This window comes from Rhizobium oryziradicis, from assembly GCF_001939045.1.
Classification (GTDB): Bacteria; Pseudomonadota; Alphaproteobacteria; order Rhizobiales; family Rhizobiaceae; genus Allorhizobium; species Allorhizobium oryziradicis.
Window position 1 is genome coordinate 75,649 of the sequence record NZ_MKIM01000024.1, and the last position, 26,290, is coordinate 101,938.

A 26,290-nucleotide genomic window follows, 5' to 3' on the forward strand; every position below is an offset into this window, starting at 1 on the left:
CCGCTCGCAATCGACCGCCCCTCATGGGGCGGTTTTTTTATGCATGGTTGGCAGCCGCACATCCTTGAGAAAGCAGGCGGCGATGAAGCTGCAACCAATCATCAGCGCCATGCTGATAAACACCGGACCAAAGGCATGCTGATACACGGCTGAGACGGCGGTCCGCGTTTCGGGATTGAGGGCGGCCAGGGCCGCAGGCGTTAATTCCTCAATGTTCGCCACACCGGGAATGGCCGGAGCACCGGCCATAAACGCCGAGAGAACCGCGCCATAAATGGAGATGGCCAGCGATGCGCCCCCCATGCGGGTCAGCGTGACCGTGCCGGTGGCGGCCCCAACATCGCGCTGCGGCACGGTGTTTTGCACGCCAATCACCGGAACCTGCTGGCCAATGCCCACACTGATGCCATGCATCAGCATCAACCCGCCAATCACATAGATTGGCGTGCCAAGCGGCAATTGGCTCAACGCAGCAAAAGCAAGGCAACTGCCCGCTCCGCTGATCAGCGCAAATATCTTGTAGCTTCCAGTGCGCGCAATCAGCCGACCGCTGTTGATCGAGCCAAAGGCGATGCCGCTGGTGAGCGCAATGAACAGCAGGCCGGCATGGGTTGGTGTCAAGCCTGTGGTGGTCTGCAAGAACAGCGCCACATAATTGACCGAGCCTATGCCAACCGCGCCGCTGCAAATCGACACAATCCACAACAGGCAAACCGTTGGCTTGGAAAACAGCGACAGCGGCACAATTGGCTCAACCGCGCGGCGCTCGACCTGCACCCAAAGGGCTGCACACACCACACCAAAAGCCACCACGCCAAGGCTTTTCGGCGCAATCAGGGAGCCAAAAATCTGCCCGGTATCGGCCCAGAACACCACGCTGGTGACGGCACCGGCCAGCAGCAAAGCACCGGCATAATCAATCTTGGGGCGGCGATGCGGTTTGCGATAGGGCAAAAACAGAGCCAAACCAACCAGCACAACAATGCCAATCGGCAGATTGACCAGAAAGATCGAACGCCAGCCCAGCCATTCGCTCAACGTGCCGCCCAATGTGGGACCAATGGCCCCGGATGCCATCAGCACCAGACTGGAATAGCTTTGATAGCGCGCCCGCACCCGTGGCTCAAACAGATCGGCATTGATGGAAAAGATCGACACCATAATGCCGCCGCCACCAAGGCCTTGCAGCACGCGTGCCGCAATCAGCGTGTTCATCGACACCGCCAGCCCGCAGACCAGCGAGCCGATGGTGAAGATGAAAATTGCCGCCATCATCACAAATTTGCGGCCAAACAGATCGCCCAGCTTGCCATAAAGCGGCATGACGGCAGAGGTGGCCAGCAGATAGGCCGATCCTACCCAGCCAAAGCGTTCAAGCTCGCCAAACTCACCGACAATGGTGGGCAAAGCCGTTGAAACAATCTGATTGTCCAGCGTTGCCATAAACAGCGCCGTCATCAAAAAACAATAGAGCACCAAGCGCAAGCGCGCATCGGGCACCAGCGACTGAAACTCCTGCGCGGCTGGCGCTTTGGCCGCCGCGTGTGTGTGGCTATTGGTATCCATGGGAACATCTCTCAGGTTGCAGGTGCAAAATGCGCAGAGAAAAAATATTTGTCAATTGCATATATATGCTAAAAGCACATATTTTCTTGCGCAGATCTTTGTGCTAGGCAGACTTTGTGTTAGGCAGGCAGGCATGATGAACGCTGATGATTTAAACACCGAAACCACACCTGCGCTGGATGCCTCGATTGATGGCATTGCCAACACCATGAGCCACTTGCGCATGATGATGGGGCGTCGGTTTATGTCGCGCATTGCGCTCAGCCAGTTGGCTGAGGGCCATGGCATGGAGCTATCGCATTTTGACATCGTCAAGATCGTGGCCCACACCGGGCAAAATCAGGAAGTCACGGTTGGCTCGATTGCCGAGCAGATGCGGATTGATCCCTCAAGGGCCAGCCGCATTGTGGCTGATCTGGTGCGCCAGGGCATGCTGCAGCGCGGCGTTTCGCAGCAGGATGCGCGACGTGCCATTGTCACCCTGACCAAACGGGGTAAAGAGCTGAACGCGCATTTTGAGCGGGTCCGCCGTGAGGTTCTTGGCCACACGCTGGAGGGCTGGAGCCTTGAAGACATTCGCCAGTTTGAGCAGCTCTTCGATCGCTTTATCAAGGATCTGGATTGCCGGACGCCGAAAATGTTCAAAGAGATGACGGCAAAACAGCCGCAAAGCGACGAAGCGTAGTGCCCCCCTGCCCCTCATGACCATGATAAACTGTGTCATGTCCGGGTTAAATCGATTCCGGTTTTGAAAATTATACAGTAGGCTGGCTTGGTCGCTCTGTGCTCGAGGTACATCCGCAGACGCTTTGGCACTTGATGACGGGATTGCGCATGCCAGAGGATCATGCAGAAAATTGGAATTGGCACGATGCTCTCAGTTTTTGTTTTCGCATCGGATTTATCCGAAAACCGGTTCCCACGTTTCGGACCGATGCTGTTGTGACGAGAAAGGGCGTTTTCTGAACCGAAAAGGCCAAAATTCGACGAATAGTCTGGAGATCTTTTGATATGGCTTTTCCCATCGCCAGAAGTGCATTTCGCCTGACCTGCTTCAGCCTGACCCTTATTCCCTTCTCCCCACTGTATGCAGCCTCACCCGCCCCGGTGCAGGGCGACAATGGCATGGTGGTGACCGCCCAGCACCTGGCAACCGATGCGGGGGTGGCCGTGCTGAAAGACGGCGGCAATGCCGTGGATGCGGCGGTGGCCGTGGGCTATGCGCTGGCGGTGGTTTATCCCACGGCGGGCAATATCGGCGGCGGTGGTTTCATGACCCTGCGCCTCAAAGACGGCACCACGAATTTCATTGATTTTCGCGAAAAAGCGCCGCTGGCCGCCACCAAAAACATGTATCTTGATGAAAAAGGCAATGTTGTGCCGCGCGCAAGTCTGGATGGTTATCTGGCCGTCGGCGTGCCCGGCACCGTCAAAGGGCTGGAACTGGCCCGCGAAAAATACGGCTCCAAAACCCGCGAAGACCTTCTCGCCCCCGCCATTCATCTGGCCAGGGATGGGTTCACCCTCAATCAGGGCGATGCCAGTATTTTGGCAGGCGGCGCTGCCCGCTTAGCGAAAAATCCAGAGGCGAAGAAAATATTCCTAAAGGCTGATGGCGCTCCTTATGGTGCAGGTGACGTGCTGAAACAGCCCGATCTGGCCAAGGTGCTGGAGAGCATATCCGCCACGGGGCCGGATGCTTTTTACAAAGGCATGCCGGCCGAGGCCATTGCCAAGGCCAGCGCAGACGGCAAAGGCATTTTAACCGTTGATGATTTCAGCACCTATACCGCGCGTGAACTCAAGCCGGTGGAGTGCAATTATCATAGCTACCACATTATTTCGTCACCACCACCCTCGTCTGGCGGGGTGATCATTTGCGAGATCCTCAATATTCTTGAGGCCTATCCGCTGCGCGAACAGGGCTATGGCGCGGCCAGCACCGTGAGCCAGATGGTTGAAGCCATGCGCTACGCCTATGTGGACCGCAATTCGGCTTTGGGTGATCCGGATTTTATCAAAAATCCGCTGTCGAAAATGCTCTCCAAAGACTATGCCGATGAAATCCGGGCCAAGATCACCCCCGGCGAAGCGGGAAAATCGGCCGATCTCAAACCCTTTGGGGGCAAGGAAAGCACCGAAACCACCCATTATTCGATCATTGATAAGGATGGCAACGCCGTCTCGGTGACCTATACGTTGAATGGCTCGTTTGGTGCGGGCGTTGTCGCCCCCGGCACCGGCATTTTGCTCAACAACGAGATGGATGATTTTACCTCCAAGCCGGGTGTTGCCAATCTTTATGGTCTGGTTCAGGGCGAGGCCAACGCCATTGCGCCCAAGAAAGCCCCTCTCTCGTCCATGAGCCCCACCATTGTCACCAAGGATGGAAAGCCCTTCATGGTGATCGGCAGCCCCGGCGGCTCACGCATCATCACCATTACGCTGGAAGCGATTTTGAACGTGGTTGATTTTGGCATGAACATTTCAGAAGCCGTCAACGCGCCGCGCATTCACCATCAATGGCAGCCGGACAAGGTGTTTTATGAGCCTTACGCGCTCTCACCCGACACCATCGCCAAGCTGCAAGACATGGGGTACACGCTTGACGGCGGCGTGGGCGGCCCCGTTTGGGGCCAGGCCGCTGGCATTCTGGTGGGTGGCAAAAGCCTTGCCGAGATTGCTGATGGCAAGGGTCATGGCTATTATGGCGCCATCGACAGCCGTGCCGTTGCGGGGTCTGCCAAAGGCTATTGATATCGATGGAAAGACCGGCTGAGTGTTGCCGATTTCGCCCGATCCAGCAGGGCCAGCGCCTCCGGCGGTGGCCTTTGCTCGACGCGGCGATAGAGGCGGCAATCGTTCGAGCGCGACAGCAGTTTGTTATTGACCATCTCGCGGCGCAGCAGCACATGATCGCCAAAGCCATTCAGGGCTTTCAGCCTGGCGTTGACCTCAGCCTCCAGCAGATCACAATCCGTGGGAAAGGCCGCCCACAGCCGCCACAGGCTCAAGCGCTGGTGGCTGGTTTTTGACGGCCAGCGCAGCAGCACACCATCAGCATCAAAGCAGCGCAACACCGCTTCAATCAGCCTGAAATCCACAGGATCAGGTGCAGGCACGGGAGCCAGCATCCGGCTTTGGGCAGCACTGGATGCGCGAAAATGCTGAAAATTGCGATAGCCTGCGGAACGGGCCAGAAGATTGAGCAACTGCACATGCCCCGGTTTTTCGGGCATGTTTTCCAGCTCTCGTGTCATAGCTTTGGCCAGCGCCGAAATGTCGGCAGCATAAAAGGGATGAACAACACGCGACATAGCTTTACCTCCGTAAGGGCTTTGCCCTTCAATCAAGCGTCCAATGCCATGCTGGAGGTTACCGGCTTTCCAAGCGGACGCAAAAGCTTGCCGTTGAAAATCATGGATGCAGGTTTAGCTCTCCTTGCGGAGCGGTAACGCCTGGGTGAACTGCTGACCCTGTTAAGATTGATAGTGGCAAATGCATTTTGATGTCAATCCCATGCTTCCAAAGGCCCTGCGATAGGGCTAACCTGCCCTCAAAGGATCACTGTTGGGAGAGCACCATGTTGAAAATTTACGGCTGCTATAAGTCGCGTGCCACACGGGTTTTGTGGCTGACGGAAGAGCTGGAACTGGCCTATGAGCATGTGCCGGTGGTGCAGGCTGGCAAGCTGGATAATCCTCTGGCGTCCGATGCGCCGATCAACACCCAATCGCCCGCGTTTTTGGCGGTCAATCCCTTTGGTGCCATTCCTGCCCTTGAAGATGACGGGTTGGTGCTGTTCGAATCCCTTGCCATCACCCTTTATCTCGCCAAGCAATATGGCGGCGAAATGGGGCCGAAGGATTTGGAAGAAGATGCGCTGATGATGCAATGGGCGCTGTTTGCTGCCACCGAAATCGAGAGCAATGCGCTGAAAATCTCGCGTATTTTCGGCGATGGCCGTCTGGATAGCGAAGCAGGCCAAAGCGAAGCCGCCGCCGCCGCCCGTCTGCTGAAGCGCCCGATTGCCGTGCTGGAACAGCATTTTGCCAAAAATGAATTTACTGTCTCGGATCGCTTTACCGTTGCCGATATCAATCTGGCCGAAATTGTGCGCTATGCGCAACCCTATGCCCCCTTGCTGGCCGCCAACCCCAACCTCAAGGCATGGCTGGAACGCTGCCAGAGCCGCCCGGCCTTCAAGGCCATGTGGGCCGCACGCGCTACTGAGGCGTAACGCCTCATGCAGGCAAATACCTCTTGTGACCTTCACCTCTCGCCCCTTTCAAAGGGCGAGACAGGCCGCGTTTTGCATCTGGCCCTGTTGCCGGAACAAGCAAACTTCGTCGCACCGATTGAGCAGATGATCAGCGAGAATGACCCGACTGTGGATTTCCACATCGGCACCGCTGCTGGCGAGCCGGTGGCCTTTTTCAAGATCGACCGGGATTATCACAGCAAGGTCAGCACAGCACCCCTCGATGCCTGTGGCTATGCGCCCAATGATCTGGGACTGCGGGGCATGCTGGTTGGCGCGCAATTTCAAGGGCTTGGCTATGGCAAGGCCGTGATGGCACAGCTCACATCCTATTTGAGCACCCATTATCAGGCCCGGCATGTGTTTCTGACGGTCAATTGCCTCAACCGCGCAGCCATCCATCTCTACACTAAGGGTGGGTGGGAGGATACCGGCCAGATCTATCTGGGTGGCAGATCCGGGCCGCAGCATATTCTCAAGCTGACGCTGATCAGCCTCGACTGACCCGCTCACCATTGCGTGTACAGCTCTTGAAATTCCGGCTGTGACGGCAATGTTTTGCCTGATCTGGCATTGCCAGACCGACAATGTCGCAACAGGGAAGTTCGTCATGACGTCACGCTTGAAATTCACCGCCTCTGTGCTCGCCGGTGGCCTCTTGGCACTCAGCACCGGCATTGCGGCCCACGCTGCTGACACGGTGCGGGTCCGCGGCAAGATCGAAAGTTTTCACGGCTCCACCCTTGTGGTGAAAACCCGCGAGGGCGAAACCGCAAAAATCACCCTGAAAGACGGCTGGAAGCCATCCAGCCTTGCCAAGGCATCGGTTGATGCCATCAAGCCCGGCGATTTTGTTGGCGTCACCTCCATTCCCACCGCTGACGGCAAAAATGGCGCGGTGGAAGTGCTGATTTTCCCAGCCGCCATGAAGGGCACTGGCGAAGGCAGCTATGCCTGGGATTTGCAGCCCAATAGCACCATGACCAATGCAACCGTTGCCAATGCCGTCAAATCCGTCAACGGCCACAGCCTTACCCTGACCTACAAGGGCGGCGAAAAGGTCATTTCCATTGCCGATGGCACGCCGATTGTGACCACAGCCCCGGCAACAGAAGCCGATCTTAAACCCGGTGCCACCGTGTTTGTGCCATCACAAAAAGCCGATGACGGAACTTTAAGCAGCAGCCGCGTGGTGGCGGGCAAAAACGGCGTTGAGCCGCCGATGTAAAGACGGCTCTAAAGCCTGTCGCGGCGAATAGGATTCACTGCGACAGGCTTTAGATCTTATTTTGTCGCATGTACGTTATCGTTTTATTGAGGACAATAAAACGCGACATGCTTTAGAGTTTGTCAGAGAAAAGTGGACTCTAGCAAGGTTACGCCACCCCAGGCACATCACTGAGCGCGTACCACACCGGAATGCCGCGCTCGGTGGCAATTTTCACGTCATTATCGGNAAACGCGACATGCTTTAGAGTTTGTCAGAGAAAAGTGGACTCTAGCAAGGTTACGCCACCCCAGGCACATCACTGAGCGCGTACCACACCGGAATGCCGCGCTCGGTGGCAATTTTCACGTCATTATCGGCCCCCTTGGAGGCTCCCGGCAAACGCAAAACCCCATCGCAAAGCTGCAACAGGCGATGAGCAACCGGGTGGAAAATCTCCTCATAAAGATCATCGCCAATGGTCTGCCCGCCTGCCGCGTTCCACACCGGCAGCGCAACCCATTCGCCAATCATTGGCACATGCCCCGCCTTGAACAAGGCGTAGGATGGCGCTTCCAGTGCTTTCAGGTTTGCCGCCATTTTCACTGGATCGTCATTGGTGCCGGAACGATAAGGCCCTGCAATCAAAATCAGCATGTCTTTCTCCTTGAATATGCATGAACATGCGCAAATCTGCACGAAAATACTTGAGAGTCGAGTCATTTCCTTCTATCCATGCATTATCGTAAATTTTCAGGCAGTTTCGTGCAATGCTCACCAGCCAACGCAAATCTCTGATCCTCGCCCGTTTGCAACGGGATGGCCGCGTGCTGGCCAAGGATATTGCCCTTGAACTTGCGGTGTCAGAGGACACCATCCGGCGCGATATGCGCGATATGGCGGCGGCCGGATTGCTCAGCCGTGTGCATGGTGGTGCCCTGCCGGTTTCGCCGGACTTGCCCGATTTTTCGACCCGCAAGAGCTTTGCGAACGCGGAAAAGCGCGCCTTGGCGGCATCGGCCGTGGCGCTTATTCAGCCACAGCAGATGATTTTTCTGGATGGCGGCACCACCAATGCGGAAATAGCCCGCCTGCTGCCACAAAACTTCGGCCTGACCGTTGTCACTCATAGCCCAACCATCGCCATTGAGCTGGAAGGGCGCAGCGACATAGAGGTGATCGTGATTGGCGGGCGGCTTTATCGCCATTCCATGGTGGCGGTGGGCGCAATTGCCTCTGAAGCCATTTCCCGATTGCGGCCAGACCTGTTTTTTATGGGTGCCACCGCGCTGCACCTCCAGTTTGGTGCTACCACCGGCGATGCGGAAGAAGCCGCCATCAAACGGCTGATTGCCTCGGTGAGTGCCGAAACCTGGCTTTGCCTGACCGAGAACAAACTCGACATGCTCTCGCCCTGCCAGATTGTGCCCTTGAGTGGGTTGTCGGGGGTGATTATGAGCGCCGAAATCAATGAGGAGCGCCGCAAGCCTTATGGAGCAACAGGTGTGAAGCTGATACCGTCATAGTCAATACAAGGGTTGCGAACGTCGTCTTAGACGCGTGATTGAGGACAGTGCGGGATGGCAGAGATAGACGATAGCTCGAACCCCGATCAGGCCTCAAAAATTTTATCGCGATTGCGCAAGACCAAACTGCGTCATGCTGTCATTCTCAAATATTATCTGGCGCTTCCCGGCCACACAAAAATGGTGCAGGTTACTGAGGACGATAGCAGTGCGACACTGCTTTTATTGGACGCCGACGCCAGCCCCTATGATCGGGAAACCTATCCTGACGCGCAAGCGATTGCTTTCATCGTCAGCGACCACCCCACCCTGACAGTGGCGTTGCGTCCTTTCATTCCAACCGATCAGATATTGATCTTCAAGCTCACCACGGAGCAAGATGCGCTGGTGATTGCACAGGATTTTACCCTCGACAGGGCAACATCCTACCGCACATATTCCACTGAAAGCGCATTTCCTCTCGATCCCACTGTTAGCATCGAGCAAACTGCCAATCATCTGCCATTCGACCTTTTTGCCAAACAGGGGCATGATGCCAACTGGTTAACCGCAATGATCGAGCGCCAGCAGGCAATTGCCTTTGTCTATCGAGAAGGCGCAACAGCGTTATCGGCGTGTCTTGCCTTCCAGCTTGATGACGGCATTTGGGAAGTGGGCGGCGTCTATACGGACCCACACCAGCGCGGCAAAGGATTTGGCAAGCGGGTTGTTGCAACAGCGCTTGCCCACCTCTTTCAAAACCGCCTCATACCCCGCTATCAGGTTGTTGAAAGCAACCTTGCGTCTATACGTCTCGCAGAAAGCTTAGGCATGACCTGCTGCCAAACCCTCACGCACTATCGCGTAGAACCTTTCAGCCGAACAACACATCCGTGACCCGAACATCGCCCACATGGCGGCCGTTCCAGTTGTGCATGGGCTTGTTGGTCATGGCCATCAGGGCTGCGTGCTCGGAGCTGTCCCTGTCAAAATAGCGGGCCAAAAGCGCTGTAATCATGGCTTCGGCGGCGCGGGTGACTCCGTCTTCGGCTTTCACCGCAATCGACAGGCCTTGGTCGGGCAGGACCGCACAAAACACGCCTTCGGCTCCGGTTTTGGCAAAGATTTTGCCGGGTGCAATCTGCATGATGGCGGTGCAGGCGCGTTTGGTGCCAGCCACAAAGAATGGCTCCGCCATACAGGCGTCTATCAGGCGCTTTGATGCTTTGGCGCGCAATGGCTCCAGCCCCTGCCCTGTGCCCATTTTGGCAAAGCCATGGGCGAGAGCTTTCAGCGGCACGGCATAGGTAGGAATGGAGCAGCCATCGGTGCCGCAGCTGTCGTGATCCAGCACCGCACCCGTGAGGTTTTGCATGGTGGCGCGAATATCGCGCTGCAAAGGATGGTCGTATTCCACATAGCCTTTCAGCTCATAACCCATATGGGCGCAAGCGCAGATAAAGCCGGAATGTTTGCCGGAGCAATTGTTGTGCAGGGCGGTTGGTTTTTCCAGCGTGCGGACCTGATGGATCAGGGTTTTCTGATCAAAAGACCAATGCGCGCCGCATTCCAGCACATCGTCATTGTGCCCCGCTTTGGCCAGCATGGAGGCTGCCGTCTCGACATGGGCGTCTTCGCCGGAGTGGGAGGAGCAAGCCAGCGCCAACTGTTGATCGCTCAAACCATAGGCATCCGCCGCACCGCTCTCAATCAACGGCAGCGCCTGCATGGCCTTGCAGGCCGAGCGCGGAAAGGTGGGCGCATCAACATCGCCTGCGGAAAACACCAGATTGCCATCGCCATCCACCACCACAGCGGCCCCGTGATGGCGGCTTTCCACACGGTTGCCACGGGTGACTTCAACGGTGACGGGATTGTTCATAACGGGCCTCGGCAAAAACGAAGGGGAATGCCGCCTTGATAAACACCCCTGCGCCATTTGCCAATCATCTTCACATAAATGGCACATCGCGCGGTGGCATGGCTGGAACATCCATATGGTCTGGCGCAAGCCCTGCCCGCTCCCGATCCGCCATCATCTCATAGGCCATTTCCAGATGGCGCATCAAGCGCTCGGTATCAAACAGCGGTGCCATTGAGCGATGATCCTTCAGCCGTTGTTTCACGGCTTGCAGACGTGCAGCATCGTTGGCCAATTGCACAGCCAGCGCCACAAAGGCCTCGTCATCGTCCGCCACCAGATCACCAAGGCCGATGGCACCCAGCAGGCTTTCGGACACGCGCGCGGCAAAGCTCCCCCCCTTTTTGGTCACCACCGGCAGGCCAGCCCACAACATATCCGAGGTTGTGGTGTGACCATTGCAAGGAAAACTGTCGAGCGCCAGATCGGCCAGCGGCAGACGGTTGACGTGCAAGGCGTAATCCTGCTTGTTGGCAAAATGCAGCCGCGCAGGATCGACACTCGCAGCCTGAATAGCTTTGCGCAAATTGTTTCTGGCAAAGGCGTCCCAGCACATGATCCACAGCAGGCTTTCCGGAGCGCCTGTCAAAATACGCGCCCAAAGCCTCACTGTCTCCGGTGTTATTTTTTGCACACCGTTAAAGGAGGCAAAGACAAAGGCATTGTCCGGCAGGCCATTGTGCTGGCGCGTGGTTGGTATCGGTGCCGGGCGGCTGGAGGTGCTGTTGGGCTGATAGGTTTCTGGCAATCGGCAGAATTTTTCTGCGTAAAAGGGCGCGGATGTATCGGGCGTGACGATCGGATCTGAAATCACATAATCCAGATCAACACCGCTCACGACCCCCGGAAAACCAAGCCAGGTGGCCTTCACTGGTGCTGCGGACAGATTAACAATCGCCAGCCGCGCCCCAAATGTGTGGCCTTTGAGATCAACCAGAATATCCACACCACGCCGGTCAATCTCGGCTGCGGCTTCAGTGTCGGAAAGATCGCGCACCGAGACAATCTCGCGTCGCAACTGTTCTGGCATATGGGCCTGCGCGGCTGCGGCCTTGGCATCGGTGTAGCAAAACAGCGTGATGTCAAACCGGGCGCGATCATGGGCCATGAGACCATCCAGCATCAGCATCATGGTGGCGTGGGCCGAAAAATCAGAGGAAAGGTAACCGATGTGCAGCCTCTCATCGCTCGCCCGGCAGCGACGGCGCAATCTTGGGCGGGCGGCAAAACTCTCAGCCAGCGACCGGCTTTGCAAATTGGGTTGAGCCTGCAAGGCCTCATCCTCGCACCAGAACACCCGGTTCAAAGCATCTTCGCGCTCCAGCACCGCGCGGTTGAAGGGGTTGCTGAGATCTTGCATCATCTGCTGATGGCGGGAAATGGTGGCAAAATCAGCCCGGACATGGGCAGAAGCCAGCCGCACAACCTCTATCACCACATCGTCTCGCAGCGTATGGCTGATCTCGCCCAACAAGCTATCCAGAGCTTCCAACGCACCATGCATCTGCAACAGGTTTGCGGCAAAAAACATCGCCGGACCGCTGTGTCGGTCCATAAACGGCACCAGACTGCAGGCCGCCTCGCGCGCCGGTGCATCCCATGGCTCCACCACCACATGCGCCATGCTGAGCACAAATTCTGCGTCAGAGCGATTGGCAAGGGCGGCCTTAAGACCCATGCGGCGCAAAGGCTCAACCGCGTTGGCTTGTTGAAGCAGGGTTGCGGCCAGCTTTAAAAAGACCCCGGCCTGTTCGGAATTGCCGGCAGCGGCGGCCTCAAAAGCAAGCGCTGCCCCCACGCGATCACCGCGTTTTGCCAGGATATTCCCAACCAAGGCCTGCGCCATGGCGTGTTCGGCACGGTTTTTGGCTGGCACCGCCCGCGCCTTGCTCAGTGCATCATCCAGATCACCCGCCTGATAGGCCCGCACCGCCGCCTGCACTTTGCTCACACTTTTCCCGCCTTTTGCCCAGCCTGCGCCTCTCCAAAGGGATGTAAAGCACCGGCGTTGCTTGAAACTGGATGCGGCAACGGGACTGCCGTCATGGTTTTCCACCTAAATTCAAGGTTATTTACCAAGGCCTTGAACAGATCTTCGGCGCTGCAGCAGCGAATTGCGATTGACATTTCCGCTCAATAAGTGAGTATTTGCCCACTAGCGAAGCGATTGCTCATTTTGAGCAAAGCCAATGCTCAGTATCAGCGCGATGAGGATCGTGCGGCATAGGTTGATTGAATTGCCTTTTTCTTCTGGGAGGAAGATATGACATTGAAGACTATTCTGCTGGGCGCATGTTCAGTTTTGGCCATCGCGGGCGTGGCGAGAGCCGAAACGCTCACCATTGCGACGGTAAACAACGGCGACATGATCCGCATGCAAAAGCTGACGGATGATTTCACCAAGAAAAACCCCGGCATTGATGTGAAGTGGGTGACGCTGGAAGAAAATGTTCTGCGCCAGAAGGTGACCACCGATGTTGCCACCAAGGGCGGCCAGTATGACGTGATGACCATCGGCATTTATGAAGCCCCGATCTGGGGCAAGCAGGGCTGGCTGGCCCCGCTGGACAAATTGTCCGCCGACAAGGCCTATGATGTTGATGATCTTCTGCCACCAATCCGCTCGGGCCTGACGGTCAATGGCAAGCTTTATGCCGCGCCTTTCTACGGCGAAAGCTCGATGGTGATGTATCGCAAGGATCTGTTTGAAAAAGCAGGCCTGAAAATGCCTGATGCCCCAACGTGGGATTTCATCAAGCAGGCTGCTGACAAGATCACTGACAAATCCAAGGAAGTCTACGGCATCTGCTTGCGCGGCAAGGCCGGCTGGGGCGAGAACATGGCTTTCCTGACCGCCATGTCCAATTCGTTTGGCGCGCGCTGGTTTGATGAAAACTGGAAGCCACAGTTTGATCAGCCAGAGTGGAAAAAGACCCTTCAGTTCTACGTCGATATGATGAAGAAAGACGGCCCTCCAGGCGCGTCCTCCAACGGCTTTAATGAAAACCTTGCGCTGTTCCAGACTGGCAAATGCGGCATGTGGATTGATGCCACGGTGGCAGCATCCTTTGTCACCAACCCGAAGGAATCCAAGGTTGCCGATCAGGTCGGCTTTGCTTTGGCTCCCGACAATGGTCTTGGCAAGCGCGGCAACTGGCTGTGGTCGTGGAACCTCGCCATTCCGGCTGGCTCGAAGAAGGTGGAAGCGGCTGAAAAGTTCATCGCCTGGGCAACCAGCAAGGACTATCTGAAGTTGGTGGCCGAGAAAGACGGCTGGGCCAATGTTCCTCCGGGCACACGCACCTCGCTCTATGCCAATGCTGATTACCAGAAGGCTGCACCCTTTGCCAAAATGACGCTGGACAGCATCAACTCGGCAGACCCCAAGCACCCCACTGTCAAGCCCGTGCCTTACGAGGGTGTGCAATATGTGGCTATCCCGGAATTCCAGGGCATCGGCACCGCCGTTGGTCAGCAATTCTCGGCAGCTTTGGCCGGTCAGAGCACCGTGGATCAGGCTTTGAAAAATGCACAAAGCTTGACCGAGCGTGAGATGAAAAAGGCGGGTTATCCGAAGAAGTAAGGTTTGAGGTCGGGGTTTTACCCCCCTCTGCCCTGCCGGGCATCTCCCCCTTAAAGCGGGGGAGATTGGATAGGCTTGCCTTTGCAATCTCCCCCGAACCCTCGCTGTTTCCGACATCCCGGAAATAGATAGGAAGTGACCGGCAAACCACGAGTCGATCTCCCCCGCTTTAAGGGGGAGATGTCCGGCAGGACAGAGGGGGGTGAACCACCCGCTCGACCCAAACCATCACAACTCCAACACGCATAAGAGGCGCGGCAGACATGGCGACGACCCATACCCATTCCTCGGCGAGACTGATGATGGCCCCTTCGGTTATCCTGCTGTTTGCATGGATGATTGTGCCGCTGGCTATGACCATCTATTTCTCAACTCTGAACTATAATCTGCTGATGCCCGGCACCCATGACTTCGTCGGCCTGCTGAATTATCAATATTTTCTCACCGATCCGGCCTTTTTCGCAGCCCTCACCAATACGCTGTTGCTGGTCGGCGGCGTGCTGGCCATTTCCATCATCGGCGGCATTGCGCTGGCACTTTTGCTGGATCAGCCGATGTTTGGTCAGGGCATTGTCCGTATTCTGGTGATTTCGCCCTTCTTCATCATGCCAACGGTTGCGGCCTTGGTGTGGAAAAACATGCTGATGAACCCGGTGAACGGGTTGTTTGCCTTTGCTTTCCGGGCCGTTGGGCTGGAGCCGCTGGATTGGCTTTCCACCATTCCGCTGCTGTCGATTATCATCATTGTCGCATGGCAATGGCTGCCGTTTGCAACGCTGATTCTGCTCACCGCCCTGCAATCGCTCGACGAGGAGCAAAAAGAAGCCGCAGAGATGGATGGCGCAGGCGCAATCTCGAAATTCATCTACATCACCCTGCCCCACATGTCGCGGGCGATTACCGTGGTGGTGCTGATCGAGACCATCTTCCTTCTGTCCGTCTTTGCCGAAATTCTCGTGACCACCAATGGCGGCCCCGGCACCGACAGCACCAACCTGACCTATCTGATCTACAATCAGGCCCTGCTGCAATTTGACATTGGTGGCGCATCCGCTGGCGGCATTGTCGCCGTGGTTCTGGCCAATATCGTTGCCCTTTTCCTGATCCGCCTCATCGGCAAGAACCTGGAGAGCTGATCAATGGCACGCGCAATCTCAACCAAACGCAAGCTGACATTCACCGTCATCGCGTGGGCCATTGGCCTGCTGATGTTCTTTCCGATCCTGTGGACCTTCCTCACCAGTTTCAAAAGCGAAGGCGATGCCATTGCCTCGCCGCCGGTGTTTTTGTTCTTCCATTGGACCACCGAAAACTATGTCGAGGTGCAGGGTCGCTCGGACTATTTCGCCCATTTCATGAACTCGGTGATCATCTCCTTTGGCTCCACGCTTCTGGGCCTCATCATTGCCATTCCATCGGCCTGGGCCATGGCGTTTTCGCCCACCAAGCGCACCAAGGATGTGCTGATGTGGATGCTCTCCACCAAGATGATGCCACCGGTGGGCGCTCTGATCCCGATCTATCTGTTGTTTCGCGACGGTGGATTGCTCGATAGCCGCATCGGTCTGGTGGGCGTGCTGACCATGATCAACCTGCCGATCATCATCTGGATGCTCTACACCTATTTCAAGGAAATTCCGGGCGAAATTCTGGAAGCCGCCCGCATGGATGGCGCATCCTTGATCAAGGAAATCATCTATGTGCTGACACCCATGGCGGTGCCGGGCATTGCCTCGACCATGCTGCTCAACATCATCCTGTCATGGAACGAGGCGTTCTGGACCCTTAACCTCACCACGTCCGTTGCGGCACCGCTCACCACCTTCATCGCCTCATATTCCAGCCCCGAAGGCCTGTTTTACGCCAAGCTCTCGGCTGCCTCCACCATGGCGATTGCCCCAATCGTCGTGCTCGGATGGTTCAGCCAGAAACAGCTGGTGCGCGGCCTCACCTTCGGCGCTGTGAAATAATAAGGAAAACCACAATGGGCAGTATTCAACTCAAGAACGTCTCGAAATCCTTTGCCGAGCACAAGGTTATTCCCGGCATTGATCTGGAGATCAACAACGGCGAATTCGTTGTGTTTGTTGGCCCGTCTGGCTGCGGCAAGTCCACCTTGCTTCGGCTGATTGCCGGACTGGAAGACACCTCCGGCGGCAAGATCTTCATTGATGGAGCTGATGCCACAGACCGCAAGCCGTCTGAACGCGGCCTTGCCATGGTGTTTCAATCCTATGCGCTGTATCCGCATATGAGCGTGCGCTCCAACATCGGCTTTCCGCTGAAAATGGCGGGCATGGACAAAGGCGAGATCGACAAGAAGGTGAGCGATGCCGCCCGCATCCTCAACCTGACAGATTATCTCGATCGTAAACCCCGTCAGCTTTCCGGCGGCCAACGCCAACGCGTGGCCATTGGCCGGGCCATTGTGCGCTCGCCCTCATGCTTCTTGTTTGATGAGCCGCTGTCCAACCTTGATGCAGCACTGCGCGTCAACATGCGCCTTGAAATCACCGAGCTCCATCAAAAGCTGGGTGCGACATCGATTTACGTCACCCACGATCAGGTGGAAGCCATGACCATGGCGGACAAGATTGTGGTGCTGAACAAGGGCAATATCGAGCAGGTCGGCTCGCCGATGGAGCTGTATCATAAGCCCGCCAATCTGTTTGTGGCGGGCTTTATTGGCTCGCCGAAAATGAACCTGATGGCTGGGGCAACCGCCCAAAAATATGGGGCGGCCACCATTGGCATTCGACCAGAGCACGTCACCCTTTCCACCACCGAGGGTGCATGGAAGGGCAAGGTGACCATTGCCGAGCACCTTGGCTCCGACACCCATTTGCATGTCGAGGTCGAGGGCGTTGGCACCATGACGGCCCGCGCTGACGGTGATTTCACCGCCCGTCATGGCGATACGGTGTTTCTGACCCCGGATGAGAGCCGAATGCACCGCTTTAACGACAAGGGCCTGAACGTGAAGGAGATGTCAGCATGACTGGCAGATTAGACGGAAAATCCGCCCTGATCACCGGCTCGGCCCGTGGCATTGGCCGAGCTTTTGCGGAGGCTTACGTGCGTGAAGGGGCGACGGTTGCCATTGCCGATATCAACATCGAGCGAGCTTCGGAGACCGCCAACGCCATTGGCGAGCGGGCCTATGCCGTGCATCTGGATGTGACCGATCAGGCCTCGATTGAGGCCGCCATCAAGACCGTGGAAGACAAGACCGGCGGCTTGGACATCCTCATCAACAACGCCGCCCTGTTTGATCTTGCCCCCATCGTCGAGATCACCCGCGAGAGCTATGACCGGCTGTTTTCCATCAATGTTGCGGGCTCGCTGTTTATGCTGCAAGCAGCGGCGAAATCGATGATTGCCCGCGGCAAGGGCGGCAAGATTATCAATATGGCAAGCCAGGCTGGGCGACGTGGCGAGGCGCTGGTTGCTGTCTATTGCGCCACCAAGGCAGCGATTATCTCAATCACCCAATCCGCCGGGCTGGACCTGATCAAGCATGGCATCAACGTTAACGCCATTGCGCCTGGCGTGGTCGATGGCGAGCATTGGGACGGTGTGGATGCGCTGTTTGCCAAACACGAGAACCTTGCCCCCGGCGAGAAGAAAAAACTGGTTGGCGAAGCGGTGCCGTTCGGGCGGATGGGCACCGCCAGAGACCTCACCGGCATGGCAATTTTTCTGGCCTCAAGTGACGCCGATTACGTGGTGGCCCAGACCTATAACGTCGATGGCGGCAATTGGATGAGCTGAGATGGCGGAAGCCAGAGGGGCCTTTCCCTCACCCATTTCCCGAAATTCATTCAGGACATAACCCAATGACCATAAAACTCTCCCTTTCCTCCCTGAAAGACGCAGCCTCAAAGGCCGCGATCCCCACCTACACCCGCGATGCACTCACCCCCGGCATCGTCCATTTCGGCGTTGGTAATTTCCATCGCGCCCATCAGGCGGTGTACCTGCATGAGCTATTCAACCTCGGCAAAGACCTCGACTTCGCCATTGTCGGTGCAGGTGTTTTGCCATCTGACGCCAAGATGAAGGAAAAGCTGGCGGCGCAAGACTATCTGACCACCGTGGTGGAGCAGGATGTGAGCAAAAGTGCTGCCACCGTCACCGGTCCGATGGTGGATATGATCGCGGCACCGGATTTTGATGGCATCATTGCCAAGCTGGCTGATCCCGCTATCCGCATCGTCTCCATGACCATCACCGAAGGCGGCTATTTTATCGATCCCGCCACCGGCCATTTCGACCCCAAGCACCCGGCCATTGTTGCGGACGCCGAAAACCCCACCCAGCCCAAAACCGTGTTCGGCCTGATCATCGCAGGGCTTAAGGCGCGCCGTAACGCCAACATCCCGCCCTTCACCGTGATGTGTTGCGACAACATCCCCGGCAATGGCGAGGTCACGGAAGCCACCATCATCGGCCTTGCCAAATTGTCTGACCCCGATTTTGCCGATTGGATTCACCACCACGTCGCCTTCCCCAACTCGATGGTGGATCGCATTACCCCTGCCACCGGCCCGCGCGAGATTGACATCACCCGCGATACTTACGGCATCGATGATGCATGGCCGGTGTTTTGCGAAGAGTTCAAGCAATGGGTGCTGGAGGATAAATTCCCGCTCGGTCGTCCCGCCTTTGAAGAGGTTGGTGTCACCTTTGTGGAGGATGTCGCCCCTTATGAACTGATGAAACTGCGCATTCTCAATGGCGGCCATGCAGCCATTGCCTATCCGGCAGCGCTGATGGATATTCACTTCGTGCATGAAGCCATGGAAAATCCGCTGATCCGGGCGTTTCTGGCCAAGCTGACCCATGATGAAATTATCCCGGTTGTTCCGCCTGTTCCCAACACCAGCCTGCAGGATTATGCAACGCTGATCGAGAACCGCTTCTCCAACCCCAAAATCGGCGACACCATTCTGCGCCTGGCTCAAGATGGCTCCAACCGTCAGCCCAAATTCATTTTGCCCTCCACGGCAGACCGTCTTGCCAAGGGGCTGGATGTAACCGGGTTGGCGCTGGTGTCTGCTCTGTGGTGCCATTATTTTGAGGGCACATCCGATAGCGGCAAGCCGATTGTGTTCAATGATGCCAGTAGCGAGCGTTTGCAAAAAACGGCCATTGCATCCCGGCAAGATCCACTGCTATTCCTGTCGCTGGACGATATTTTTGGCACTGTGGGGCAAAATGAGGTGTTTAGGCAGCGCTTTGCAAAAGCACTCTCACACCTTCGCACCCATGGCACAGCACAAACCCTGCAAAGCTACGTGGATGGCAGCTTGGCATCGGCTTAACTATCAACGCATTTCCGGACGCAAAACCGGTTCCCACTTTTGCTGGAAATGCTGCAAAGGAATGTGATGATGCATGACCCGGCCACCAAGCTGGTGATTTTCGATTGTGACGGCGTGCTGGTCGATAGCGAGCCGATTTCGGTTGAGGTCATGGTGGCCGAGTTTGAAAAGGCAGGTGTGGCGATTGATGCAGATTATGTCTATCGCCATTTCCTGGGTCGCAGCATGGCAACGGTGGTCGAGGCTGCCCGCCAGGAATTTTCTTTCGCCATTGGCGAGACGTTTCTGAACGGCCTGCGCAGCCATCTCTATGAACGCTTCCGGCAGGATTTAAAGCCGATTGCGGGCCTGCACCAAGCCCTGGATGATCTGGAAAAAGCAGGCATCAACTGGTGTGTGGCCTCATCCAGCCAGCCAGATCGCATTGCCCTGTCTTTGGGCGTCACCGGATTGATTGATCGTTTTGCCCCGCATATTTTCAGCGCAACCATGGTCAAAAACGGCAAGCCCGCCCCCGATCTGTTTCTCTACGCCTCTGAGAAAATGTCCACCCCCGCCCACCATTGCGTGGTGGTGGAAGACAGCCCCGCAGGTCTTGCCGCCGCCCGCGCCGCAAACATGACCGCCCTTGCCTTCACCGGTGGCGGCCATGCCCATGGCGCGGTTTATGAAAGCAGAATTGCCGCTCAGAACCCCCACGCCCGGTTTGACGCCATGGCGGAATTGATACACCTTGTGACGTGAGCATGAGGATAAGCGCAGGACTCACACACAAGACTTGGGGCGGGCATACAAAAGCATGAGAGATCACGTCATTTCGGTGGATGTTGGCACCGGCAGTGCCCGCGCTGGCGTTGTCTCCAGCACGGGGCGCTTGCTGGCGCGCTGCGAACACCCCATTACCTTGTCGCGGCCCAGTGATGAGCAGGGCGAACATAGCTCGGAAGAAATCTGGAATGCCTGCTGCATTGCCGTGAAAGCCGCCCTGCGTCAGGCTGCCATTGCCCCCTCCTCGATTGCCGCCATTGGCTTTGATGCCACCTGCTCGCTGGTGTTGCGCGACACAGAGGGTGAGCCGCTCTGCCTTCGTGAGCAAGACGGCCAGCGCTTTGATACCATCGCCTGGCTGGATCACCGTGCAACCGCTGAAGCGGCCGAATGCTCGGAGCTTGACCATCCCGTACTCATCCACCATGGCCGAGCCATGTCGCCAGAGGCGGAAATTCCCAAGCTTATGTGGCTCAAAGGTCATCGGCCAGACCTCTGGGCCAGACTTGGCTATGCTTTTGATCTGGCTGACTTTCTCACCTGGAGAGCCACCGGCAACACCGCCCGCTCGCTCTGCACCCTCACCTCCAAATGGAGCTTCTTTGGCCACACAAAGCCCGGATGGCAAAAGGATTTCCTGGCCGACGTCGGCCTCGATGATCTGATTTTTCGCGCCCGTCTTCCCGATGAGGCGGTCAGCGTTGGACATAGCATTGGCCCGCTGTCACAGGAGGGCGCCAACGCTTTGGGGCTGGAGGCGGGCATTGCGGTGGCGGCTGGCATGGTGGATGCTTATGCGGGCGCGCTTGGGGTTTTGGGGGCTGCCGATCTCACCCATCCCGATAGCCAGCCGATTGCGCTGATTGGCGGCACATCAAGCTGCCTGATTGCCCTCAATAAAAAGCCGTACCACGGCTATAGCATCTGGGGGCCTTATTTCGAGGCCATTTTACCCGATATGTGGCTGATCGAGGCGGGCCAATCCGCCACCGGTGCTTTGCTCAACCATCTGCTGCGCACCCATGCGCACGGTGGCGAACCGAGCATCGACAACCATCGCCGGGTCATTCAGCGCATTTTGGAATTGCGCGCCCAGGAAGGCGCTTCTTTTGGCAATAAAATCAATATTCTGCCCGATTTTCACGGCAATCGCTCGCCCTTTGCCGATCCAGGCCTGACCGGTACCATCAGCGGGCTAACGCTGGATGCCAGTTTCGATGGTTTATGCCGTATCTATTGGCGCGCCTGCGTCAGTATTGCGCTTGGCCTACGCCAGATTCTGGAAGGTTTGATTGTCGATCAGCGCGGCCCTACGCGGCTGCATCTCACCGGAGGCCATGTTAAAAATCCGCTGTTGGTGGAGCTCTATCGCGATGCCACCGGCTGCGAACTGGTGGTGGCCGATGAGACCGACGCCGTGCTGGTGGGCACCGCCATCAATGCTGCAACCGCAGCCGGGCTTTACCCGAGCCTTGTGGCGGCAGGCACCGCAATGGCAGCAAAGGGCCGGGTAATTGCGCCCGGCGCAAACTCAGGTAACAGTTTTGAGCGCGATTACCGCCGTTTTCTCGCCATGCAGCGCCACCGGGCGGAATTGAACAGCCTTTAGTCTGTCAGGTTGAGATTGAACCAGACGCCGTCTAAACGCCTTTGTTTTCGCTTGTCTTTGTGGCAAACTGGGTTCCACTTTTCCCTGACAAACTCTGGTGACTATAAAATACCTTACGCCGCAGAGAGCCTTCTCGCATCACCCCTCAAAGAAGCATCGCGACGATCAAGCTGGAAGCCGGAAATCATCTGTTGCAGGCTGGTGCTTTCGCGGGCAAGGCCCACGCCCGCTGCCGTCATTTCCTCTACCATGGCCGCATTTTGCTGGGTGGTCTGGTCCATTGTGTTGATCGAGGCGTTGATATGCGACAGGCCGTGCGATTGTTCTGAGGCGGCAGATGTGATTGCATCCATATGCTGGGCAAAGGCCTGCACCAGCTCACCAATGTCTTTCAATCCATGGCCGGTTTCGCCAACCAGCTTGACGCCATCCTTGACCGCGACTGTCGAATTCTGGATCAGGGCGTTGATCTCTTTGGCCGCCTTGGCCGAGCGCTGCGCCAACTCGCGGACTTCCTGCGCCACAACCGCAAAGCCCTTTCCTGCCTCCCCGGCCCGTGCTGCCTCGACGCCTGCGTTCAGGGCCAGAAGATTGGTCTGGAAGGCAATTTCATCAATCACCACAATGATATTGCTGATCTGGCTGGCGGATTGCTCAATGCGCTCCATGGCCGAAATGGCATCATCGACAACAACGCCGGATTTTTCAGCCCGAAGGCTGGCGGTACGAGCGATTTGGCGTGCTTCTTCCGTGCGCTTGGATGTGGAGACAACATTGGTGGTGATTTGATCAAGTGCCGCCGCCGTTTCTTCCAGCGATGCTGCCTGCCGTTCCGTGCGCCGCGACAGATCATCCGAGGCTGACGAAATTTCCTGTGCGCCGCCATCCACCGCCGAGACAGACTGCCCAACCTGCTGCAAGGTTTCCCGCAGCGTCCTGACCGAGTGGTTGAAATCATGCCTCAACTGTTCAAAGCGCGGAGCCAAAGGCTGTTCGATCTCGCAGGTCATGTTGCCGGTTGACAGGCTTTGAAGCGCCGTGGCCAGAGTGCCTGTGGCCTGAAGCAACAGACGCTCGGCCTCTTCTTCTGCGCGACGCTGTATTTCGGCGCGTTCGCTTTCACTGCGCTGGCGCGCTTGCTCGGCCTCGGCTTCCAATTCGCTATTGCGGATGGCTGCCTTGCGAAACACATCAACCGCGCGCTGCATATCGCCGATCTCATCCTTGCGCTCTGATGCAACCGCTATGGCCGTATCGCCGCCGGCCAGCCGCTGCATGGCGGCCGTCAAGGCCTTGAGCGGGCGCACAACCGTGCCGGCCATGTAAAGGCACAGAGAAACAATCATCAATCCCACCACCACAAAGGAGGTGCAAAGCCAGATCAGGGTTGTTTCCGCATATGCAGCTTTTGTTGTGGCAATGGTGGAAATCTGCGTCAGGATATGCCCCTCAGCCTCCTTCATGGCGTTGATGCGCGCCGTTGTTGCCGCAAACCAGCTTTTGGCATCCAGCGCAGACAGATCGGCGGAGGCTCCACCGGCCAAAATACGCCCGCGCATATCCATGACATCGCGTGATACGGCGGCAAGCTTTGCGCCAATCGCTTTCGCATCCTCCGGTGCCTCCAAGGCAAGAAATGCCTTGAGCGACGCCTCTTGCGCCCCTGCCATCTCCAGAAAACTCATGAAGCGCTCCGGCACCATTTTTCCGCCCGCAATAAAGCCATTGCCCATGCCGCGTTCCTGGCCCGCCGATTCCTTGGCACGAAACAGCAATTCCACCCCAGTGATACGACGAAGAAGGCCTGCATCGACGCCCTCAAAGGGCAGATCTCTGGCAAGATCAAGGATTTGTGCGATGGAGGATGTGTAAAAGCCAAAGGCATCGGCCCCCGAAACACTCAAGCTATCAACAGACTGGCGGACGCTTTGCAGTGTGCCGAGTTTTTCGAGCAAGGCAGAAAAGCGGGCGGTGGTGTCTTGATCTTTCAGAGCGTTCATGGTTGGCGCGAGTGATTTCAGCGCATCCGCGGCACGATCGGCTGCCGGGCGGGCTTTTTGCAATTCAGGCCCGTTCATCTTGCCCTTGGAGCCCATAAAGCCTGCGGTCAAACCGCGCTCAACCTGAAGAACGTGTGCCGCATCACTCAAGCTTTTCAAAGCATCGGCCTCGGCGACCACCTGCGTCATTTGCGCATCTATTCTCACCACATCAATTACTTTTTCAAAAGCCATAAATGTGACCGCCAGCAGAGGGAGTGCAAGCGCGATCAAAATTCTCTTACTAATGGCGATATTCACCAGCCAATGCATGTTTCATCCTCACAAATCTAGCCAGAAGTACAGCCTATGCGAGAGCGATTTAATATTTACCTAATCTAATGTAAATTTTATGCTTCGAAAGGCGCTCAAAAATGCCGGCACGTCAGGCCTGAAGCGCACCGGCCTTGCATCAGCGCCCAATCCTTTCTATATCCATCCCTAACAGACCGGATGAGACAAGGTGCCATGCCTCGATCATGCATTGGCCCTCACGATGAACATCATCGCGGTCTTCTCGCACGTTTTAAGAGATGTAAGCCCCGTGAACACGCTGGATTTTGACAAGAGACCGGAAGATACACGCATTGTCGTTGCCATGTCAGGCGGCGTCGATAGCTCCGTTGTGGCCGGGATTTTGAAACGCGAAGGCTATGATGTGCTGGGCATTACGCTTCAGCTTTACGATCATGGAGCCGCCGTTCATCGCGCAGGCTCCTGCTGTGCGGGCCAGGACATTGATGATGCACGGCGCGTGTGCGAAACGCTGGGCATTCCCCATTATGTGCTGGATTATGAGCAGCGGTTTCGCGATACCGTGATCAACCCGTTCATGGAAAGCTATATTGCCGGTGAAACGCCCATTCCCTGCGTGGCCTGCAATCAGACTGTGAAGTTTGCCGATCTGCTGGCGACGGCCAAGGAATTGGGAGCCGATGCGCTGGCCACCGGCCATTATATCCGTTCCAAAGCCATGCCTTTGCCCAATGATCCCGGCCATCGCGCCCTGTTTCGCCCAATTGATAGTGAGCGCGATCAGAGCTATTTTCTGTTTGCGACAACCCAGGAACAGATCGATTACCTGCGCTTTCCTCTCGGCGGTCTTTCCAAGGCTGAAACCCGCGAATTGGCCAAGGACATGGGTCTGGTGGTGGCGCAAAAGGCCGATAGTCAGGACATCTGTTTTGTACCGCAGGGCAAATATGCCGACATCATCACCAAGCTGAAGCCAAATTCAGCTTTGGCGGGCGATATTGTCCATCTCGACGGTCGGGTTTTGGGTCAGCATGATGGTATTTTGCATTACACCATCGGCCAGCGCAAAGGCTTGGGCGTTGCCACTGGCGATCCGCTCTATGTGGTCTATCTCGATGCCCGCTCGCGCCGTGTGATCGTTGGGCCAAAGGAAGCGCTGGAAACCCGCCGCGTTTACCTGCGAGACATCAATTGGCTGGGCGATTATTCAATTACCGAAGAGGCCGCAGGCGGCCTTGCCTGTTTTGCCAAAGTGCGCTCCACCCGCCCTCCTACGCCCGCTACGCTTTATGCCGACGACAGCGGTATTTATGTGGATCTTGAAGATGGAGAAGCGGGCGTGGCACCGGGGCAGGCCTGCGTGCTTTATTCCGCACCGGGCGCTGATGCCCGCGTCTATGGCGGTGGCTTTATTGAACGATCAGAGCGCAGCGCTGATGCCCAGATCGCCCTGACCGCCTTGCTGCAAAGCACAGTCGCCGCGTGAGCGGCGACCAACTGCCAGCGCGACACAATTTGATCTGCCATTTTGATCTGCCATTTTGCCGTGCGGCACCTCTGTCTATCGCTTTTCAAACTGGGAAATCGGCAAGAAACAAGCGCGTTGTGCACCCTGATCGAACAAATCCAATTTCGAGCTAACTCTTTGTTTTTATGAAGCCTGTTACAAATTTTTCATTTTTCCTTTTTGAGCGCTTGACTTTGCCGTGATGCTCGAACTATAAGCCGCCCATCGCTTACAGCGGCTTTGTTTTCAAAGCTCTATCGCGATGTGTGGCGGGGTAGCTCAGGTGGTTAGAGCGTGGGATTCATAACCCCAAGGTCGGCGGTTCAAGTCCGCCCCCCGCTACCATTTCCCAAAAATCAATCGTATTGAGATAAGTGTGGCGATTGTCGCACGATATTCTATACAGAGCGCAGCTGTTTTCGCAAACGGTACACTGTTATCCAACATCTCTTCATCCGGTCATTTGATTATCCAAGCTGGCTGAAGCCTGGTCTCCGAATGCTGCTCAGACACGCAATAAGAGAAGTCGCTGATTTTTCTCCATAAAAGTGGTATTTTGTATCAAAAATATTCGAAATTCCCCCTCAAAATGACGGGTAACGACGAGATTATTTAGAATTTTTCAATATATATTTTCTAAATTATTGAGTGTTCAGCTTCGTACTCTGCCGGAACTTCGGATAGCTTATGCCTTCAACCAAAGTGAACGTACGTGCACGCCTGACATGATTTGAGGCAAAGTTTA

22 protein-coding genes and 1 tRNA gene are annotated in these 26,290 nt (G+C 56.4%); 17 read left to right on the plus strand and 6 right to left on the minus strand.

Translation table 11 applies throughout. From position 1 onward, the window contains the following. Positions 1 to 21 precede the first annotated feature (21 nt). Positions 22 to 1,566, minus strand: a complete 1,545-nt coding sequence (locus tag BJF95_RS05975) for an MDR family MFS transporter (RefSeq protein ID WP_083638716.1) — start codon at positions 1,564 to 1,566, stop codon at positions 22 to 24. 136 nt (positions 1,567 to 1,702) lie between these two features. Here BJF95_RS05975 and BJF95_RS05980 point away from each other — a divergent pair, with 136 nt between their 5' ends. Beyond that, the gene (locus tag BJF95_RS05980) at positions 1,703 to 2,251 is read left to right on the plus strand and encodes a MarR family winged helix-turn-helix transcriptional regulator (protein WP_245297240.1); all 549 of its coding nucleotides are present in this window, start codon (positions 1,703 to 1,705) and stop codon (positions 2,249 to 2,251) included. A gap of 326 nt (positions 2,252 to 2,577) precedes the next feature. Beyond that, the gene (ggt, locus tag BJF95_RS05985; RefSeq protein WP_083638717.1) at positions 2,578 to 4,323 is read left to right on the plus strand and encodes a gamma-glutamyltransferase; all 1,746 of its coding nucleotides are present in this window, start codon (positions 2,578 to 2,580) and stop codon (positions 4,321 to 4,323) included. On the opposite strand, the gene BJF95_RS05990 is transcribed toward ggt, so the two are convergent. Then, positions 4,317 to 4,883: a DUF2087 domain-containing protein gene (locus BJF95_RS05990; protein WP_075638561.1), complete on the minus strand. Its 567-nt coding sequence runs from the start codon at positions 4,881 to 4,883 to the stop codon at positions 4,317 to 4,319. The genes ggt and BJF95_RS05990 overlap by 7 nt on opposite strands. Before the next feature lie 266 nt (positions 4,884 to 5,149). Between BJF95_RS05990 and BJF95_RS05995 the strand changes: the two genes are divergently transcribed. From BJF95_RS05995 to BJF95_RS06005, 3 genes are all read left to right on the plus strand, one after another. Then, entirely contained in the window at positions 5,150 to 5,806 is a 657-nt protein-coding gene (locus BJF95_RS05995; RefSeq protein ID WP_075638562.1) for a glutathione S-transferase family protein, read from the plus strand. 6 nt (positions 5,807 to 5,812) lie between these two features. Then, positions 5,813 to 6,331 carry a GNAT family N-acetyltransferase gene (locus tag BJF95_RS06000; RefSeq protein WP_075638563.1) on the plus strand — a complete coding sequence of 173 codons (519 nt, stop codon included), beginning with the start codon at positions 5,813 to 5,815 and terminating at the stop codon, positions 6,329 to 6,331. A gap of 106 nt (positions 6,332 to 6,437) precedes the next feature. Further along, on the plus strand, positions 6,438 to 7,055 hold the full coding sequence (locus BJF95_RS06005; RefSeq protein ID WP_075638871.1) for a hypothetical protein: 618 nt from the start codon (positions 6,438 to 6,440) through the stop codon (positions 7,053 to 7,055). Positions 7,056 to 7,334: 279 nt separating this feature from the next. On the opposite strand, the gene BJF95_RS06010 is transcribed toward BJF95_RS06005, so the two are convergent. Beyond that, on the minus strand, positions 7,335 to 7,691 hold the full coding sequence (locus BJF95_RS06010) for a DUF4406 domain-containing protein (RefSeq protein WP_075638564.1): 357 nt from the start codon (positions 7,689 to 7,691) through the stop codon (positions 7,335 to 7,337). 113 nt (positions 7,692 to 7,804) lie between these two features. Between BJF95_RS06010 and BJF95_RS06015 the strand changes: the two genes are divergently transcribed. Further along, positions 7,805 to 8,560 (plus strand): DeoR/GlpR family DNA-binding transcription regulator, encoded by a 756-nt coding sequence (locus BJF95_RS06015; RefSeq protein WP_075638565.1) that lies wholly within the window; start codon positions 7,805 to 7,807, stop codon positions 8,558 to 8,560. A gap of 54 nt (positions 8,561 to 8,614) precedes the next feature. Continuing rightward, positions 8,615 to 9,436, plus strand: a complete 822-nt coding sequence (locus BJF95_RS06020; RefSeq protein WP_075638566.1) for a GNAT family N-acetyltransferase — start codon at positions 8,615 to 8,617, stop codon at positions 9,434 to 9,436. On the opposite strand, the gene BJF95_RS06025 is transcribed toward BJF95_RS06020, so the two are convergent. Next, positions 9,414 to 10,421 (minus strand): asparaginase, encoded by a 1,008-nt coding sequence (locus tag BJF95_RS06025; protein ID WP_075638567.1) that lies wholly within the window; start codon positions 10,419 to 10,421, stop codon positions 9,414 to 9,416. The genes BJF95_RS06020 and BJF95_RS06025 overlap by 23 nt on opposite strands. A gap of 70 nt (positions 10,422 to 10,491) precedes the next feature. Further along, positions 10,492 to 12,411, minus strand: coding sequence for an O-linked N-acetylglucosamine transferase, SPINDLY family protein (locus BJF95_RS06030; protein WP_075638568.1), 1,920 nt, complete (start codon positions 12,409 to 12,411; stop codon positions 10,492 to 10,494). A gap of 312 nt (positions 12,412 to 12,723) precedes the next feature. On the opposite strand from BJF95_RS06030, the gene BJF95_RS06040 reads away from it, so the two are divergent. The 8 genes from BJF95_RS06040 (at position 12,724) to BJF95_RS06075 (ending at position 21,744) form a co-directional block, all read left to right on the plus strand. Then, positions 12,724 to 14,043, plus strand: a complete 1,320-nt coding sequence (locus BJF95_RS06040) for an ABC transporter substrate-binding protein (protein ID WP_075638570.1) — start codon at positions 12,724 to 12,726, stop codon at positions 14,041 to 14,043. Between the two features lie 263 nt (positions 14,044 to 14,306). Beyond that, a complete protein-coding gene (locus BJF95_RS06045; protein WP_075638571.1) occupies positions 14,307 to 15,179 on the plus strand; it encodes a carbohydrate ABC transporter permease in 873 nt (290 codons plus the stop codon). A gap of 3 nt (positions 15,180 to 15,182) precedes the next feature. After that, on the plus strand, positions 15,183 to 16,013 hold the full coding sequence (locus tag BJF95_RS06050; RefSeq protein WP_075638572.1) for a carbohydrate ABC transporter permease: 831 nt from the start codon (positions 15,183 to 15,185) through the stop codon (positions 16,011 to 16,013). Between the two features lie 14 nt (positions 16,014 to 16,027). Next, positions 16,028 to 17,041, plus strand: a complete 1,014-nt coding sequence (locus tag BJF95_RS06055; RefSeq protein WP_075638573.1) for an ABC transporter ATP-binding protein — start codon at positions 16,028 to 16,030, stop codon at positions 17,039 to 17,041. Further along, positions 17,038 to 17,814 carry an L-iditol 2-dehydrogenase gene (locus tag BJF95_RS06060; protein ID WP_075638574.1) on the plus strand — a complete coding sequence of 259 codons (777 nt, stop codon included), beginning with the start codon at positions 17,038 to 17,040 and terminating at the stop codon, positions 17,812 to 17,814. The genes BJF95_RS06055 and BJF95_RS06060 overlap by 4 nt, the downstream gene beginning before the upstream one ends. A 65-nt stretch (positions 17,815 to 17,879) precedes the next feature. Further along, positions 17,880 to 19,367 (plus strand): mannitol dehydrogenase family protein, encoded by a 1,488-nt coding sequence (locus BJF95_RS06065; protein WP_075638575.1) that lies wholly within the window; start codon positions 17,880 to 17,882, stop codon positions 19,365 to 19,367. Positions 19,368 to 19,436: 69 nt separating this feature from the next. Continuing rightward, on the plus strand, positions 19,437 to 20,111 hold the full coding sequence (locus BJF95_RS06070) for an HAD family hydrolase (protein WP_075638872.1): 675 nt from the start codon (positions 19,437 to 19,439) through the stop codon (positions 20,109 to 20,111). A 55-nt stretch (positions 20,112 to 20,166) separates the two neighbouring features. Further along, complete coding sequence (locus BJF95_RS06075) at positions 20,167 to 21,744, plus strand: FGGY-family carbohydrate kinase (protein WP_075638576.1); 1,578 nt, start codon at positions 20,167 to 20,169, stop codon at positions 21,742 to 21,744. Positions 21,745 to 21,857: 113 nt separating this feature from the next. On the opposite strand, the gene BJF95_RS24015 is transcribed toward BJF95_RS06075, so the two are convergent. Beyond that, complete coding sequence (locus tag BJF95_RS24015) at positions 21,858 to 23,978, minus strand: methyl-accepting chemotaxis protein (RefSeq protein WP_175577213.1); 2,121 nt, start codon at positions 23,976 to 23,978, stop codon at positions 21,858 to 21,860. A 349-nt stretch (positions 23,979 to 24,327) separates the two neighbouring features. On the opposite strand from BJF95_RS24015, the gene mnmA reads away from it, so the two are divergent. Together mnmA and BJF95_RS06090 are read left to right on the plus strand one after the other, a co-directional pair. Next, positions 24,328 to 25,524 (plus strand): tRNA 2-thiouridine(34) synthase MnmA, encoded by a 1,197-nt coding sequence (gene mnmA, locus BJF95_RS06085; protein WP_075638873.1) that lies wholly within the window; start codon positions 24,328 to 24,330, stop codon positions 25,522 to 25,524. A gap of 289 nt (positions 25,525 to 25,813) precedes the next feature. After that, positions 25,814 to 25,890 (plus strand) — tRNA-Met (locus BJF95_RS06090). Positions 25,891 to 26,290 lie beyond the last annotated feature (400 nt).

Coding starts and splice junctions, on each gene's coding strand:
- BJF95_RS05975 (WP_083638716.1), bottom strand. CDS start 1,566: ATGGATACCAATAGCCACACACACGCGGCGGCCAAAGCGCCAGCCGCG.
- BJF95_RS06065 (WP_075638575.1), top strand. CDS start 17,880: ATGACCATAAAACTCTCCCTTTCCTCCCTGAAAGACGCAGCCTCAAAG.
- BJF95_RS06020 (WP_075638566.1), top strand. CDS start 8,615: ATGGCAGAGATAGACGATAGCTCGAACCCCGATCAGGCCTCAAAAATT.
- BJF95_RS06040 (WP_075638570.1), top strand. CDS start 12,724: ATGACATTGAAGACTATTCTGCTGGGCGCATGTTCAGTTTTGGCCATC.
- BJF95_RS24015 (WP_175577213.1), bottom strand. CDS start 23,978: ATGGCTTTTGAAAAAGTAATTGATGTGGTGAGAATAGATGCGCAAATG.
- BJF95_RS06075 (WP_075638576.1), top strand. CDS start 20,167: ATGAGAGATCACGTCATTTCGGTGGATGTTGGCACCGGCAGTGCCCGC.
- BJF95_RS06010 (WP_075638564.1), bottom strand. CDS start 7,691: ATGCTGATTTTGATTGCAGGGCCTTATCGTTCCGGCACCAATGACGAT.
- BJF95_RS05995 (WP_075638562.1), top strand. CDS start 5,150: ATGTTGAAAATTTACGGCTGCTATAAGTCGCGTGCCACACGGGTTTTG.
- BJF95_RS06060 (WP_075638574.1), top strand. CDS start 17,038: ATGACTGGCAGATTAGACGGAAAATCCGCCCTGATCACCGGCTCGGCC.
- BJF95_RS06000 (WP_075638563.1), top strand. CDS start 5,813: ATGCAGGCAAATACCTCTTGTGACCTTCACCTCTCGCCCCTTTCAAAG.
- BJF95_RS06015 (WP_075638565.1), top strand. CDS start 7,805: ATGCTCACCAGCCAACGCAAATCTCTGATCCTCGCCCGTTTGCAACGG.
- BJF95_RS05990 (WP_075638561.1), bottom strand. CDS start 4,883: ATGTCGCGTGTTGTTCATCCCTTTTATGCTGCCGACATTTCGGCGCTG.
- BJF95_RS06005 (WP_075638871.1), top strand. CDS start 6,438: ATGACGTCACGCTTGAAATTCACCGCCTCTGTGCTCGCCGGTGGCCTC.
- BJF95_RS06070 (WP_075638872.1), top strand. CDS start 19,437: ATGCATGACCCGGCCACCAAGCTGGTGATTTTCGATTGTGACGGCGTG.
- BJF95_RS06055 (WP_075638573.1), top strand. CDS start 16,028: ATGGGCAGTATTCAACTCAAGAACGTCTCGAAATCCTTTGCCGAGCAC.
- BJF95_RS06050 (WP_075638572.1), top strand. CDS start 15,183: ATGGCACGCGCAATCTCAACCAAACGCAAGCTGACATTCACCGTCATC.
- BJF95_RS05980 (WP_245297240.1), top strand. CDS start 1,703: ATGAACGCTGATGATTTAAACACCGAAACCACACCTGCGCTGGATGCC.
- BJF95_RS06045 (WP_075638571.1), top strand. CDS start 14,307: ATGGCGACGACCCATACCCATTCCTCGGCGAGACTGATGATGGCCCCT.
- ggt (WP_083638717.1), top strand. CDS start 2,578: ATGGCTTTTCCCATCGCCAGAAGTGCATTTCGCCTGACCTGCTTCAGC.
- BJF95_RS06025 (WP_075638567.1), bottom strand. CDS start 10,421: ATGAACAATCCCGTCACCGTTGAAGTCACCCGTGGCAACCGTGTGGAA.